10 protein-coding genes and 1 pseudogene are annotated in these 14,543 nt (G+C 68.0%); 10 read left to right on the top strand and 1 reads right to left on the bottom strand.

Features of this window, described 5'->3' with window-relative positions:
• The first annotated feature begins 58 nt into the window (after positions 1 to 58).
• The 7 genes from ACP59X_RS04015 (at position 59) to ACP59X_RS03985 (ending at position 9,235) form a co-directional block, all read left to right on the top strand.
• Positions 59 to 1,690: a UbiD family decarboxylase gene (locus ACP59X_RS04015; RefSeq protein WP_428565307.1), complete on the top strand. Its 1,632-nt coding sequence runs from the start codon at positions 59 to 61 to the stop codon at positions 1,688 to 1,690.
• 151 nt (positions 1,691 to 1,841) lie between these two features.
• Entirely contained in the window at positions 1,842 to 3,605 is a 1,764-nt protein-coding gene (locus tag ACP59X_RS04010) for a UbiD family decarboxylase domain-containing protein (protein WP_428565304.1), read from the top strand.
• Between the two features lie 105 nt (positions 3,606 to 3,710).
• Positions 3,711 to 4,280, top strand: a complete 570-nt coding sequence (locus ACP59X_RS04005; RefSeq protein ID WP_428565301.1) for a UbiX family flavin prenyltransferase — start codon at positions 3,711 to 3,713, stop codon at positions 4,278 to 4,280.
• Positions 4,270 to 4,779, top strand: coding sequence for a pyridoxamine 5'-phosphate oxidase family protein (locus ACP59X_RS04000; RefSeq protein ID WP_428565299.1), 510 nt, complete (start codon positions 4,270 to 4,272; stop codon positions 4,777 to 4,779). The genes ACP59X_RS04005 and ACP59X_RS04000 overlap by 11 nt, the downstream gene beginning before the upstream one ends.
• A gap of 92 nt (positions 4,780 to 4,871) precedes the next feature.
• Positions 4,872 to 6,476, top strand: coding sequence for a UbiD family decarboxylase domain-containing protein (locus ACP59X_RS03995; protein ID WP_428565296.1), 1,605 nt, complete (start codon positions 4,872 to 4,874; stop codon positions 6,474 to 6,476).
• Positions 6,477 to 6,570: 94 nt separating this feature from the next.
• Positions 6,571 to 8,949, top strand: coding sequence for a UbiD family decarboxylase (locus tag ACP59X_RS03990; RefSeq protein WP_465250187.1), 2,379 nt, complete (start codon positions 6,571 to 6,573; stop codon positions 8,947 to 8,949).
• Entirely contained in the window at positions 8,843 to 9,235 is a 393-nt protein-coding gene (locus ACP59X_RS03985; RefSeq protein WP_428565294.1) for a molybdopterin-guanine dinucleotide biosynthesis protein B, read from the top strand. The genes ACP59X_RS03990 and ACP59X_RS03985 overlap by 107 nt, the downstream gene beginning before the upstream one ends.
• A gap of 239 nt (positions 9,236 to 9,474) precedes the next feature.
• On the opposite strand, the gene ACP59X_RS03980 is transcribed toward ACP59X_RS03985, so the two are convergent.
• Positions 9,475 to 10,032: a CBS domain-containing protein gene (locus tag ACP59X_RS03980; RefSeq protein WP_428569803.1), complete on the bottom strand. Its 558-nt coding sequence runs from the start codon at positions 10,030 to 10,032 to the stop codon at positions 9,475 to 9,477.
• Between the two features lie 249 nt (positions 10,033 to 10,281).
• On the opposite strand from ACP59X_RS03980, the pseudogene ACP59X_RS03975 reads away from it, so the two are divergent.
• The 3 genes and pseudogenes from ACP59X_RS03975 to ACP59X_RS03965 form a co-directional block, all read left to right on the top strand.
• A pseudogene (locus tag ACP59X_RS03975) lies at positions 10,282 to 10,965 on the top strand (MoeA family protein); the annotation flags it as partial.
• Between the two features lie 127 nt (positions 10,966 to 11,092).
• Positions 11,093 to 11,941, top strand: coding sequence for a formate dehydrogenase accessory sulfurtransferase FdhD (locus ACP59X_RS03970; protein ID WP_428565292.1), 849 nt, complete (start codon positions 11,093 to 11,095; stop codon positions 11,939 to 11,941).
• A 323-nt stretch (positions 11,942 to 12,264) separates the two neighbouring features.
• The gene (locus ACP59X_RS03965) at positions 12,265 to 14,526 is read left to right on the top strand and encodes an ATP-binding protein (RefSeq protein WP_428565290.1); all 2,262 of its coding nucleotides are present in this window, start codon (positions 12,265 to 12,267) and stop codon (positions 14,524 to 14,526) included.
• Positions 14,527 to 14,543: the final 17 nt, after the last annotated feature.

Below are 14,543 nucleotides of genomic sequence, written 5' to 3'. Positions count from 1 at the left end.
CGCCGACCCGACTTGCGGCGGACAGAACCCGTAGCGCGACGCCTTCGAGGTTCACCCCATGGACGACCGGCCCGGATACGACGACCTGGACGCCCACCTGGAAAAGCTGGCCGCCGCCGGCCTGCTGCACGTCATCGACCGCGAAATCGACAAGGACCGGGAAATGCACCCCCTGGTGCGCTGGCAGTACCGGGGCGGCATCCCCGAGAAAAACCGCAAGGCCTTCCTTTTCACCAACGTCACCGACGCCAAGGGCCGGGCCTACCCCGGGGCCCGGGTGACCATCGGCGCCCTGGCCGCCACCCCGGACATCTACGCCCTGGGCCTTTGCAAGCCCCGCGACGACATCGGCAAGACCTGGCTTGCGGCCATGGCCGCGCCCATCCCCCCGAAAGTCGTGGATACCGCCCCCTGCCAGGAAGTGGTCCTGACCGGCGACGACCTTTTGGGCGAAGGCAAGGGCCTCGACGCCCTGCCCATCCCCATCTCCACCCCGGGCTACGACACGGCCCCCTATTTCACGGCCGGGCTGTGGGCCACCCGCGACCCGGACACCGGCATCCAGAACCTCGGGCTCTACCGGGGCAACCTCAAGGCGCCCGACCGGGTGGCCGTGATGATGGAGCGCTCGACGCTGGCCGGCGGCGGCGTGCATTGGCTCAAGTACAAGGCCCGGGGCGAGAAGATGCCGGCGGCCGTGGTGCTGGGCGCCCCGCCGCTGGTGGCCTTTACCGGCCCGCAGAAGCTGCCGCTTGGCTGCGACGAACTGACCGTGGCCGGCGCCCTGGCCGGCTGCCCCATCGAGGTGGTGCGCTGCAAGACCGTGGATCTGCTCGTGCCGGCCACGGCGCAAGTCATCGTCGAGGGCCTCATCGACACCGACAGCCTGGAGCCCGAAGGCCCCTTCGGCGAATCCCACGGCTACATGGCCCTGGAGGAATACAACTTCTCCATGACCGTAACAGCCATCACCCGCCGCAAAAACTACACCATCGCCTCCATCATCTCCCAGGTCACGCCCTGCGAATCGAGCGTCATCAAGAAGGTGGCCTACGAGCCACTCTACCTGGACCATTTGCGCAACACGCTCAACATCAAGGGTGTCACGCGCGTGTCCATGCACGAGCCGCTGACCAACCTGCGCCGCTTCCTGTTCATCACCATCGCCAAGGGCACGCCCCACACCGAGGTCTGGCGGGCGCTCATGGGGGCGGCCAGCTTCACCCCGGCCATCGGCAAGTTCTGCGTGGCCATCGACGAGGACATCGACCCGGAAAACACCGACCACGTGCTGTGGGCCATGGCCTACCGCTCCAACCCCGTAACCGACACCCACGTCATCCCCAACCGGGGCAAGGGCCACGGCCCGCAGCTCCCCGGCGGGGCCATCGACTCCACCCTGCTCGTCGACGCCACGGCCAAGGGCGACTTCCCGCCCGTGGCCCTGCCGAAAAAGGAATTCATGGACCGGGCGCGGGGCATCTGGGAGGAGCTGGGGCTGCCGGCGCTGGCTCCCGAGTCGCCCTGGAGCGGGTATTCCCTCGGCGACTGGTCCGAAGAGTGGGATGCCTGCGCCGCCCGGGCGGCCAGCGGCGACTGGCTGGCCAACGGCCGGCGCTCGGCGGCCGCCCGCAGCGCCACGGCCAAGCCCCAGGACCCGGCCCGGGGCATCGTTTCTTCCGAGAAATAACGGCGTTTCCGGCCGGTTCGCCGCCGCGGCGGCGGGCAGCCGCTTTCCCGACGCGGCGCGTCCCAGGGGCGCCGGCAGGACCATCGCGTTGCGTCACGACGCATCACCCCAACCCCGGCCGCGTACGCGCCGGGACCATAGAGGGCGAACCATGCAAAAGGGATTTCCGCGCCAGTACGACGATTTGAACGCCCACCTTGAGAAGCTCGACAAGGCCGGGCTTTTGTGGACCATCGACCAGGAGATCAACAAGGACAAACACCTGCACCCCTTCGTGCGCTGGGGCTACGTGGGCGACGTCGGGACGGTTGTGGCCACCAACCCCAAGCGGGCCTTCCTTTTCACCAACGTCACCGACAGCAAGGGCCACAAGTACCAGGGCGACTGCGACGTCATGGTCGGCGGCACGGCCGGCTCGCCGGCCATCTACGCCGCGTCGCTGGGCATCGAGGACACGGGCGAGGGGTTGACCGCCCTGTCCCAGAAGATTTTCGAAAAATGGATGCACGCCTTCGAAAACCCCATCCCGGCCGTGGAGATCCCCTCGGAAGAAGCCCCGGTCCAGGAGGTCGTGCTCACCGGCGACGCCCTCAAGGGCGGCGAAGGCAAGGGCCTGGCCAGCCTGCCCGTGCCCAACAACACCCCGGGCTGGGACACCGCCCCCTATTTCTCGGCCGGCCTGTGGATCACCCACGACCCGGACACGGGCATCGAAAACATCAGCCAGAACCGCTGCAGCCTCAAGGCCTCGGACCGCATGACCGCCATGTGGCTGATCCAGACCAACGGCGGCGCCCACAACAACTGGGTCAAATACAAGGAGCGCGGCGAGAAGATGCCCGTGGCGCTCATCGTCGGCGCCCCGCCCATGCTCCAGGTCATCGGGCCGCAGAAAACCCCGGAAAGCTTGAACGACCTGGACATCGCCGGGGGCCTGGCCGGCACCCCCTACCGCAAGGTCCGCTGCAAGACCGTGCCCTTGTGGGCCCCGGCCGACGCGCAGATCATCATCGAGGGCTGGATCGACCCGACAAAGCTCGAAATGGAAGCGCCCTTCGGCGAATCCTACGGCAACATGAGCGTGGAGGAATACAACCACTCCGTCGAGGTCACGGCCATCACCCGGCGCAAGAAGGCCATCATCACCTCCATGATCTCCCAGATGGCCCCCTCGGAATCGGGCGTCATCAAGCAGCTCAACTACAGCGCGGTGATGCTCAACCACTTGAAAAACACGCTGTACGTGCGCCAGGTCAAGGACGTGGCCCTGCACGGCCCCATGATCGGCGTCTCGCGCCTGACGGTCATCGTGCTGGAAAAAAATACGCCGCGCACGGAAATCTGGCGGGCCTTGACCGGCGCCAGCGCCTTCATGCGCTCCGTCGGCAAGATCACCGTGGCCGTGGACGAGGACATCAACCCCAACAACGTCGAGGAAGTGCTGTGGGCCATCGCCTACCGCACCGACCTCATGAAATCGGTCAAGATCGAGGACTACCAGGCCAACGGCCACGCCCCCAAGCTGCGCGACCGGGAATGGGAAGCCAAAATCATGATCGACGCCACCATGCACTACGACATGCCGCCGGTGGCCCTGCCGACCAAGGAAATCATGGAAGAGGCGCGGGAATTGTGGGAAAAGGCCGGCCTGCCGCCGGTTGCCCCGCGCTGGAAGTGGTACGGCTACAGCCTCGGCGACTGGTGCGACGAATGGACGGCCTGCGCCGACCGGGCCGTGGCCGGCGATTGGCTGCTTAACGGCCTGCGCACGGCCCGGCTCGTGGACACCGACGCCGTGGGCGGCCCCACCGCCGGCGTGCCGCGCAAGGGCGTGGTGCGCTACAACGAGGCCACGGGCGAGGTCGAATACCCCGAAGGCTTCCCGCTCAAGGATTGCTTCGGCACGGACGAATAAAAAGGAAGAGGCGCAAGACGCAAATGACGCCTCCGGCGGCCGGGGGGGATAATCCCCCCCGGACCCCCTTGCTGGGAAAAGGGTTCCAAAACCCAAGGAGAAAAGATGAAACGACTGATCGTCGGCATTTCCGGGGCCAGCGGCGTCCTTTTCGGCATCCGGCTGCTCGAGGTCCTGCGGGCCATGCCGGATGTGGAAACCCACCTCATCCTGTCCAAGGGCGCGGTCGTCACCCTGGGCCTGGAAACCGACCGCAGCGCCGCCGACGTCACGGCCCTGGCCGACGTGGTCCACGACCACGGCAACCTGGCCGCGGCCGTGTCCAGCGGCTCGTTTCCGGTCTGCGGCATGGTGGTCGTGCCCTGCTCCATGAAAAGCCTGGCCCAGATCGCCCTGTCCCTTGGCGACAACCTGCTTTCGCGCGCCGCCGACGTGACCCTCAAGGAACGGCGCAAGCTCGTGGTCGTGCCGCGCGAGACGCCGCTGCACCTGGGGCACCTGCGCCACATGGTGGCCCTGGCCGAGATGGGGGCGGTCATCCTGCCGCCGGCCCCGTCCTTCTACCACGGCCCGCAAACCATCCTGGACGTGGTGGACCAGACGGTCGGCAAGATCCTGGACCAGTTCGACATCCCCCACGCCTTGTTTCGGCGCTGGTGCGGGCATGGAGCCTGAGGACTTCGAGCGGGCCGTCCGGGGCATGCTGGAGGAGGTCCCGGCCATGACCCTGGCCACCTGCGCCGACGGCGCGCCCTGGGCCACGGACGTCTATTTCGCCCCCCTCGGCTGGCGGCTGGTCTTTTTTTCCGCGCCGACCTCCCGCCACTGCCGCAACCTGGCCGTGTCCGAGGCCTGCGCCGCCACGGTCCATCCGCCGGTCGCCTCCTGGCGCGAGATTCGCGGCCTGCAGATGGAGGGCCGGGCCGGCCCGGTCACGGGCCTGGCCGACAAGGCCGCCGCCACGGCCGCCTATGTGGCCAAGTTCCCCTTCGTCAAGGACCTGCTGGCCAACCCCGGCGACACGGCCCGCAAGCTGGCCAAGGTCGCGCCCCACGTCTTTGTTCCCTGCCGCATCCGCTACCTCGACAACGCCCTGGGCTTCGGGGCGCGCTTCACCGTGCGCCTGGCCGACGGCCGGCCGGTGGGGCCGCCACAGCGCGAGGAGGCTTCGTAACCGCTTCCCGGCAGGCCGCCCGGCGCATCCACAGGCAGACCCCAGGCAACGCCCATGGCCGCACCCCAACGATCGCAGCAAAGGAGCGCAGCATGCCCCAGCAGTCCATGTCGGATTTCGTCGCGGAACTCGAAAAGATCGGCCAACTCGTGCGCATCACCGAGGAAAAGCGGGTGGACGAACTGCCGTCTATCATGGAGGCCCACCCGGAGGGGGCGGTGCTGGTGGAAAAGGTCAAGGACTGCGAATTCCAGTTCCTGGCCGGGGCCTACTGCACCCGGGAACAGTACGCCCACGCCCTCGGCTGCGACCCGCGCAAGCTCGGCCAGGCCATCGCCGGGCTCACCCCCAAGCGCCTCAAGCCCGAACTGGTGGAAACCGCCCCCTGCAAGGAAGTCATCCTTACAGGCGACGCCATCGACCTGACCCGTTTCCCCCTGTTCCTCTACCACCCCTACGACGGCCATGCCTTCATCCAGGACACCAACGTGGTCTCGCGCGACCCGGAAACGGGGCTCATCAACTGGGGCATCTACCGCTTCATGTACCGGTCGAAAAACGAAACCAACGTGGACATGCGAAACGACAGCCACAACGGACGCATCCAGGCGAAAAAATACGAGGCCCTGGGGCGCGACATGCCCGTGGCCGTGGTCATCGGCGGCCCGACGCTCGACAAGATCGCCTCCATGTACTCGTTTCCCTGCGTGGACGACTGGGACATCCTGGGCGGCTTCTACGGCGAGCCGGCCAGGATCGTGAAATGCGAGACCAGCGACCTGACCGTGCCGGCCAATGCCGAGATCGTCATCGAGGGCCGCATGATGACTTCCGAGGGCTGGGTCTACGACGAGGGCCCCTACGGCGAATACACCGGCACCTACGGCTCGGGCCTGCCCAAAAACTGCCGCTTCGTGGTGGACTGCATCACCTACAAAAAGGGCGGCATCTACCAGTACGCCACCATCGGCGGCCTGCATCCCGGCCGTACCGACCTCATGATCTTCGACCCGACCATCGAGGCCGACATTTATACGGCCCTGGTCAATGCCGGCATCCAGGTCCTGGACGTGCACGCGCCCTACGGCGGCAGCCACAACATCGTCTACGCCCGCATCAAGGTGCGCGGCGGCGGCGACGCCAAGCAAACCCTCGGGCTCATGCTCACCTGCTCGCGCCAGTGGTTCCCCAAGCTCGCCTACGTCTTCGACGAGGACATCGACATCTTCGACGACGACCAGGTCAAATGGGCCCAGGCCTGGCGCTACAACCCGCAAATCGACACGGTGGTCATCCCGGACCTCAACATCCTGCCGCTGGACCCCCTGGCCCAGACCAACCATCCGCCCGTGCACACGCCCAAGGCCGGGTTCGACTGCACCATCCCCATCGTCGGCAACATCGACCTGTTCAGCTTCGAGAAATGCGCCGTGACCGATCCCCTGGGCGACCCCGGGGAGGTCGCGCCCCTGACCGAGGACGCGCTCACCGAGGCCATGGCCGCCTATATCAAGGAAGCGCCGCGCATGTGGCACGACATCCTGAAACAGTTCCACGGCCAGCCCTATCCGCTCCTCTACCGGGCCTTCGGCAACCTGCGGGGCAAGCTCGGCCGCATCGCCGACCGGCGGCCCGACTACCCCTACACCTTCGCCGACGCCTGCTTCGTCTACGAAAAAGGCAAGGACGGGAAATAGGGGGATCTCACCCCGCGCCGCGGCCGCCTCTCCCGCCGGGGGCGGCCGCGGCCTGACGGGTTTGCGCCAACAACCGAAAAACGAGGAGAAGGCCGTGCCCCAGCAGAACATGCCGGAATTTATCGCCGACCTCGAAAAGATGGGCCAACTCGTTCGCATCATCGAGGAAAAACGGGCCGACGAGCTGCCCTCGGTCATGGATGCCGTCCACGACAAGGCCGTGCTCGTGGAACGCGTCAAGGACCACGCCTTTCCGCTTCTGGCCGGGGCCTATTCCAACCGGACCCAGTACGCCCACGCCCTGGGCTGCGACCCCAGGCAGGTCAGCGCCAGGCTCGGGGAACTCGCCCACCGCCGCATTGCCCCGGTCACGGTCGCCACCGCCCCCTGCAAGGAGGTGATCCTCAAGGGCGACGACGTGGACCTGACGCGCTTTCCGCTGTTCCTGCACCATCCCCACGACGGCCAGGCCTACATCCAGGACGTCAACGTCGTCTCGCGCCACCCGGACACGGGGCTGACCAACTGGGGCATGTACCGGCTGATGTACCGCTCGAAAAACGAAACCAACGTGGACATGCGAAACGACAGCCACAATTCGCGCGTCAACGCCAAGCGCTACCAGGAGCTCGGCCGGGACATGCCGGCGGCCATGGTCGTGGGCGGGCCGACGCTCGACAAGATCGCCTGCATGATCTCCTTCCCCGGCGTCGACGACTGGGACGTGCTGGGCGGCTTCTACGGCGAGCCGGCCAAGGTGGTCAAATGCGAGACGAATGACCTGACCGTGCCGGCCAATGCCGAGATCGTGCTCGAGGGCCGCATCATCACCACCGAGGGCTGGGTCTACGACGAAGGTCCCTACGGCGAATTCACCGGCACCTACGGCGGCGGCCTGCCGCGCAACTGCCGCTTCGTGGTGGACTGCATCACCCACCGCCAGGGCGCGGTCTTCCAGCACGCCACCATCGGCGGGCTCAAGCCGGGCCTTACCGACATGATGCTTTTTAACCTGGCCGTGGAGGGCGACATCCACACGGCGCTGCAAAACGCCGGCCTCCACGTGCTCGACGTTTTCATGCCGCCCGGCGGCTGCACCAACATCGCCTACGCCCGCATCAGGACAAGGGGCGGCGGCGACGCCAAGCAGGCCCTTGCCGTCATGCTCAGCTGTTCCCGCCAATGGTTTCCGAAACTGGCCTACGTCTTCGACGAGGACGTGGACATCTTCGACGACGACCGGGTCAAATGGGCCCAGGCCTGGCGCTACGACCCGCACAAGGACACGCTGATCATCCCCGAACTCAACGTCCTGCCCCTCGATCCCCTGGGGCGCACCGACAAGCCGCCCGTGTTCATGTCCAAGGTGGGTTTCGACTGCACCATCCCGGTGGTCGGCGACTACGACCTCGAATCCTTCCTGGCCTGCACCATCTGCGAGCCCCTGGGCGAGGTGCCGGCCGACGTCGAGGAACTCTCCGAAGAGGAACTCACCCGGCGCATGGAAGCCTTCCTCCGGGCCGCGCCGCGCACCTGGCTTGAGATCCTCAAGGCCTTCCACGGCCAGCCCAATCCGCTCCTCTACCGGGCCTTCGGCAACCTGCGGGGAAGGCTCGGCCGGGTCGCCGATCGCCGGCCCGAATATCCGCCCGAACGGGCCGAGGCCATCTGCCACGTCCCCGCCGCCAAGATCGCCGCGGCGGCCAGGATGTTCGCCCGGGCGGACAACGCCGCCACCTATTACACCATGGGCATCACCCAGCACGTCACCGGCGTGGACAACGTCCTGTCCGTGTCCAACCTGGCCCTTTTGACCGGCAACATCGGCAAGCCCAAGGCCGGCGTGAACCCGCTGCGCGGCCAGAACAACGTCCAGGGCGCCTGCGACATGGGCGCCCTGCCCAACGTCTACCCGGCCTACCAGAGCGTTGCCGACGACAGGATGCGCGACACATTCGAAGCCGCCTGGGGCGTGCCCCTGCCGGCCAAGGCCGGCCTGACCATCTCCGACGTGCTCCACGGCCTGGAAGCCGGCCAGGTCAAGGGGCTTTTCATCTTCGGCGAAAACCCCATGCGCAGCGACCCCGACATCAACCATGTCAAGCACTGCATGGAAAATGTGGACTTCACGCCCGTAAAGGACGCCAAATTCATCGTGGTCCAGGACATCTTCCTGACCGAGACGGCCGCGCTGGCCGACGTGGTCCTGCCCGACCGAGTCCCATCCCGGCACGCCGATCCTGCACGCGGGCACGTGCGTGCGCGGCCGGGGGCTCCTGTGCGCCGTGGACTACAGGCCGGCGGCGGAAAACCCCGACGCGGACTACCGGGTCGGGGCGGTCAAAAGCGACTGCCACGGCTTCGAGATGGACAAGCCCGGCAAGGATTCCTGGCGGTTTGCCCGGGCCGGGGCGCGGGCCACGGCCGTGGTCGGCCCGGGCCGCTACGCCGTCATCCAGCAGACCCCGGATAAAAGCGACCTCGATGCCGTCGCGGCACTGTTGCGCGACGTGGACATCATCCTGGCCGAGGGCTTCAAGCAGGCCGACAAGCCGAAGATCGAGGTGGTGCGGCAAGTCATTGGGGACACCCTGGTCTCCCTGGCCGACGAGCGCATCGCCCTGGTCAGCGACGTGGACTGGGGGGCCACCTCCACGCCCGTCTTCGGCCTCGACGACTACCCGGCCGTAGCCGATTTCCTCGTCGCGACGTTTCTGACGCCCCGCCGCGGGCGAGCACCGGAACCACGCACCCCCTGACCGCAATGCGGCCGCCCGGCAGCCCTCCGCAATACCCGAGCCGGCCGGGCCTTGGCCGCTGCGGGCCGCCCGAACTATCGGGGCTTTGGCAAAATCCGGACCACCCGAAAACGGACCTTTTACCGAGAGGACAACCGAATGAAATCATAATGGGATTCCAAAGAGCGGGAGCCCTTTGGCCGCCGGAGGCTTCTCACCTGACCATTTTCCAACACCTGCGTATTGTTAGGGACGCAACACTACCCGGCCTGGCCGGCCAGGTGGCGCAGCACCGTCTGGCGGTCGGCCAGGCCGGCATAGCGCCCTTCCCCGTCCACGACGAGCAGCCGCTTGCCGCCTTTTTCCGCCAGCTGCGCCAAAAGCCGTACCAGCGGCATGTCCTCGGCAACGGTCGGCAATTCCCCGCGCGCCACGTTGCGGGCCGTGCCCGCCACATGCAGGCCCATGGAGGCGTCGCCGCACAGCACGGCCACAAGCGCCCGCAACACCTGCGGCTTCTCGCGCCCCAGCCACTGTTCGAGCAGGCCCCGGTCGGACACCACGCCCAGGGGATGCCCGCCCTGGTCGGCCACCACCGCCAGCCGCCACGGGCAGGCCACCAGCCGGGCCAGCAGCTCGGCCAGGGGCAGGCCCGGCGGCACCACCGGCGCAACCTCGGACAGGACGTCCCCGGCCCGCAGCCCGCCCGCGCCCGCGGGCAGCTCCAGGCCGCCCAGCACGTCGGCCCGGCCGACGATGCCGGCCAGCCCGCCCAGGTCGTCGAGCACGGGCAGGCGCTTGTAGCCCCCGACGGCCAGGCGCCGCAGGACCCCGGCTGCGGCTTACGCGCGACGATATCGTGGAGATGGGTTACGGCGGGCTTTGCGCCATGTGCCCGGACTGCCGCCATCCGCGTTGCGGTTTCGGCCGCCACTGAGCCCGGGCGGGATGCCGGCGGCGTGAAGCCCCCTTATGACGCCGCAAGGCCCTTGGCGGCGGGAACCGATGTAACCAGGCCGGGCCGGGCCGTCGCTGCCGGCGGCCGGCCCCGGACACGGGAGCGAACCATGGCGACCAAGCTCGAAACCGCCCAACAAGCCCTGCTGCAAGCCGTCCGGGCCGTCGGCCGGCAACACCTGCCCCTGGCGCAATGCTGGCAGCGCGTACTGGCCGAGGATGTGGTGGCGGACATGGATTTTCCGCCCTTCGACCGCTCGCCCCTGGACGGCTATGCCGTCATCGCCGCGGAAGTGGCCGGGGCTTCGTCCGACTGCCCGGTGGCCCTGCGGGAAATCGGCGACATCCCGGCCGGCGCGGTCTGCGCCGCCGTGGTGCGGCCGGGCACGGCCTGCCGGATCATGACCGGCGCGCCCCTGCCCGTGGGGGCCACCGGCGTGGTCATGCTCGAAGACACGGTGCGCCTGGGCACCACGGTCCACATCCTGCGCGGGGCCGGCGCGGCCCGCAACATCTGCCGCCAGGGCGAGGAACTGTCCCGGGGCGAGGTGCCCGCCCGGGCCGGCACGGTCGTCAACGCCGGCGTCATGGGCACCCTGGCCCTGCTCGGCCGGGCCAACCCGCTCGTTTTCCGGCAGCCACGGGTGGCCATCCTCGTCACCGGCAACGAACTGGCCGCCGTGGAGCCGCTGCCCCAGCAGGGCAACGGCATGCTGCGCTCGGCCATGGCCGCCAACGCCCTTATCGCCCTCGGCCCGGACAACCCGCCCGCGGGCCAGGGCGAGGCCATCGACGTGATCCTCCTGCAGGAGCCCTTGCCGGGCGGGGAACGGGCGAATTTCCAGCCTGCCCGCTTGCTTCCTGCCCGGCGGGGCTCTATTACATACCTGGAAAGTCTGAAAGGCTCCGCCGGAGGCAGTCATGACCGCGCCCAAAACCCATCCGTCCCTGCGCCTGGCCCCCAATGTCAGCGACCCCTCGCTGTACCAGGCCATCACGGGCCTGGACCAGGACGGCCAGCCCCTGACCCTCTACGCCATCAACGAACGCATGCTCACCGTGTTCCTCAACGGCCGCGAGGTGGTCACGGTCATGACCGTGGGCGACAACGCCCGCTACCTGGGCCTGGGGTTTCTCCTCAACCAACGGATGCTCGAGCCGGGCGACACGGTGCACAGCGTAGACTACGACCCGGACGACGGCACGATCATGGTGCGGGCGGACCTCGCAGGGCGCGCGGATACCGGGGGCAAACGCCGCATCCACACCTCGGGCTGCGCCGTGGGCACGCTTTTCGGCGGGGTCATGGAATCCCTCGACGACATCCGCCTCGACCCGGCCCCCCGGCTGCGCACGACCTGGCTGCGCGGCCTGGGCCGGGCCATCGACGGCCTGGACTCCCTGCACCTCAAGACCGGCTCCATCCACCGCTGCGTCCTGTGCCAGGAGGACCGGCTGCTAGCTTATTTGGAGGACGTGGGCCGCCACAACGCCATCGATGCCCTGGCCGGCTACATGTTCCTCCACGGCATCGACCCCAAAGACAAGATCCTCTACACCACGGGGCGCTTGACCAGCGAAGTGGTCATCAAGACCGTGATCATGGGCGTGCCCATCCTGGTCTCTCGGGGCGGCTTCACCGCCCTGGGCGTGGAACTGGCCCAAAAGACCGACCTGACCCTGATCGGCCGCTGCCGGGGCCGCTACTTCCAGGCCCTGGCCGGACAGCACCGCCTCGTCTTCGATGCCCCGCCCCCGCGGGAACCGTAAGACGCCGCCGGCCGCGCCCTTGAAGCAACGGTCTCCTTGTTCGAGGACAACACCGCTGCTTTTTTTCAAAAAAGACTCGCATCGATGCCAAGGGACGCAATACCCGCCGGCGGCCAGCCGTTTTCCCGGGAAAAGGGCCAAAACCCTTTCCCGATCCGCGGCGGGCGTGCTAGGTACGACGTACCCCCTGGTCCGCGCCGACAGGTTGTCGCCCCCAAGCCCGCAAGCCCTCCGCGCGGCCTGGGCGGCGCAAGGCAGGCACCGGGCAAGCCGCCCCGAAGCACAAAGGGAGCAAGCCTTCCGAAAACGTCAAGGACGACGCCATGCTCCGACTCATCCCCGGCTTTCGCCGCATGCGCATCCGCGGCCGGCTCGTCTGTCTGGTCCTGGCCTGCCTCCTGCCCTCCGGCCTGGCCGAGGGCTACCTCGTCTACGCCGCCTACCGCGACAAGCTGCTGCTCGTCGAGCAGCACATGGCCGAAGCCACCCACACCCTGGGGCATATCGTCGACCGGGAACTGGACAACGTGCAAACCGCCCTGCAGGCTTTGTCCACCTCCCCCTCCATCGACAGCGGGAACTTCGCCGCCTTCCACGCCCAGTCCCTCGAACTCCTTGCGAATTTTCCCAATGCCGACATTCTCCTGGCCGACGCCTCCGGCCAGCAGCTTTCCAACACCTACCTGCCCTTCGGCACGCCCCTGCCCCGGCGCAACGTGCCCGAGCGGGTACGCCGCATCTTCGAGACCGGCCAGGCGAACATCAGCGACCTGTTCAAGGGGGCGGTCACGGGCCGCGCCCTGATCAGCGTCGATATCCCCGTGGCGGGTGTCGACGGCAAGACCAGCTATGACCTGGCCATGACCCTGCCGGCGACCCACCTGGGCAACTTGCTGTCCCTGGCCCAGTTGCCCGGCGGCTGGGTGGCCACGATCCTCGACCGCAACCGGGTCGTGGTGGCGCGCACCCGGGCCGACGACCAGTTCGTCGGCCGGCGTATCGAGCTGCCGCTGCTGCTGCAACGCCTGGACGCCTCGCCGGAAGGGATCATCGAAACCGACAACATGGAGGGAACCCCGGTTTTTTTAAGCTACAAGCTGTCCGCGCGTACCGGCTGGACCGTGGTCGTCGGCATCCCCCGGGCGGCCATCCTGCGCGACCTGTGGGGCTGGCTGGCCGGGACGGCGGCGGGCCTGGCGGTGCTGTCGGTGCTCGGCATCGGCGTGGCCTGGGGACTGGGCCGGCGCATCGACGGGGCCATCCGGGGGCTGATCGCCCCGGCCCTGGCCCTGGGGCGCGGCGACCCCGTCACCGTGGCACCCACCGACGTCCCGGAAACCCGGGCGGTGGGCGAAGCCCTGCAAAAGGCCTCGGACCTCCTCCAGGAACGTTCCCGCCTGGCCCTGGAAAAGGAGGCCGCCGAGGCGGCCAACCGGGCCAAATCGGCCTTTCTGGCCAACATGAGCCACGAGATCCGCACGCCCATGGGCGGCATCAAGGGCATGTTCCAGCTCCTGCAAACCACCGACCTGAACCAGGAGCAGGCCGAATACGTCGCAACCGGCCTGACCGCCCTGGACAACCTCCTGCACCTGATCAACGATATCCTGGACCTGTCCAAGATCGAGTCGGGCAAGATCACCCTCGCCCCCGGACCCTGCGAGCCGTCCCGGATCTGCGACACCATGCTGTCCATCTTCAAGGAGCAGATCATCAAAAAGGGGCTCGCGGTCGCCGTGGACATCGCCCCGGACGTCCCCCCCGTCGTGCTGGCCGACCAGAGCCGCATCCGCCAGGTGCTGTTCAACCTGGTCGGCAACGCCCTCAAGTTCACCGAGTCCGGGAAGATCGACATCCGCATCGCGGCCGAACCCGAGGACCTTCCCGGCCGGCGGGTCCGGCTGCGCTTCGCCGTGGCCGACACGGGCATCGGCATCCCCGAGGACCGGCTCGACGGGCTGTTCGAGCCCTTCACCCAGGTCGACTCCTCCCTGACCCGGCAATACCAGGGCACAGGCCTGGGCCTTTCCATCGTCAAGCGCCTGGTGGAACTCATGGGCGGCCATGTCCGCATCGAAAGCGCCCCCGGCCGGGGCACCGTCGTCTCCTGGGACATCCTGGCCGACCTCCCGGCCAAGGACTCTTCCGAGGCACCGGACGACAAGACCCGCCCCGACACCCCTCCCGGCCCCGAAACCGCCCTCCGCCAAAAGGCGCACATCCTCCTGGCCGAGGACGATCCCATCAACCAGGCGGCCATCCGGCGGCTGCTGCTCAAATCCGGCTACAGCGTCAGCTGCGCCGGCAACGGCGAGGAAGCCGTCAAGGCCGCCAGCCTGGTGCGGTTCGACCTGATCCTCATGGACATCCGCATGCCGGTCATGGACGGCATGCGCGCGGCCCAGGCCATCCGCGCCGACGGCAGCCCCAATGCCGCCACCCCCATCGTCGCCCTGTCGGCCCATGCCATGACCGGCGACCGCGACCGCTTCCTGGCCGCCGGGATGGACGATTACCTGGCCAAACCCATGCACGTCGCGGAACTGCGGGCCGTCATCGACCGACTGCTGCGCGCGGAAAGCTAGGCGGCCCGCACCGCGTC

Origin of the sequence: Solidesulfovibrio sp. DCME (assembly GCF_049995385.1) — a bacterium.
Lineage (GTDB): Bacteria > Desulfobacterota > Desulfovibrionia > Desulfovibrionales > Desulfovibrionaceae > Solidesulfovibrio.
This window is presented reverse-complemented; position numbering and strand designations above follow the sequence as displayed.

What these genes read in the sequence shown, in the direction of transcription:
- ACP59X_RS04010 (WP_428565304.1), top strand. Translation starts at nt 1,842, where the DNA reads ATGCAAAAGGGATTTCCGCGCCAGTACGACGATTTGAACGCCCACCTT.
- ACP59X_RS04005 (WP_428565301.1), top strand. Translation starts at nt 3,711, where the DNA reads ATGAAACGACTGATCGTCGGCATTTCCGGGGCCAGCGGCGTCCTTTTC.
- ACP59X_RS03970 (WP_428565292.1), top strand. Translation starts at nt 11,093, where the DNA reads ATGACCGCGCCCAAAACCCATCCGTCCCTGCGCCTGGCCCCCAATGTC.
- ACP59X_RS04015 (WP_428565307.1), top strand. Translation starts at nt 59, where the DNA reads ATGGACGACCGGCCCGGATACGACGACCTGGACGCCCACCTGGAAAAG.
- ACP59X_RS03985 (WP_428565294.1), top strand. Translation starts at nt 8,843, where the DNA reads ATGGACAAGCCCGGCAAGGATTCCTGGCGGTTTGCCCGGGCCGGGGCG.
- ACP59X_RS03995 (WP_428565296.1), top strand. Translation starts at nt 4,872, where the DNA reads ATGCCCCAGCAGTCCATGTCGGATTTCGTCGCGGAACTCGAAAAGATC.
- ACP59X_RS03965 (WP_428565290.1), top strand. Translation starts at nt 12,265, where the DNA reads ATGCTCCGACTCATCCCCGGCTTTCGCCGCATGCGCATCCGCGGCCGG.
- ACP59X_RS04000 (WP_428565299.1), top strand. Translation starts at nt 4,270, where the DNA reads ATGGAGCCTGAGGACTTCGAGCGGGCCGTCCGGGGCATGCTGGAGGAG.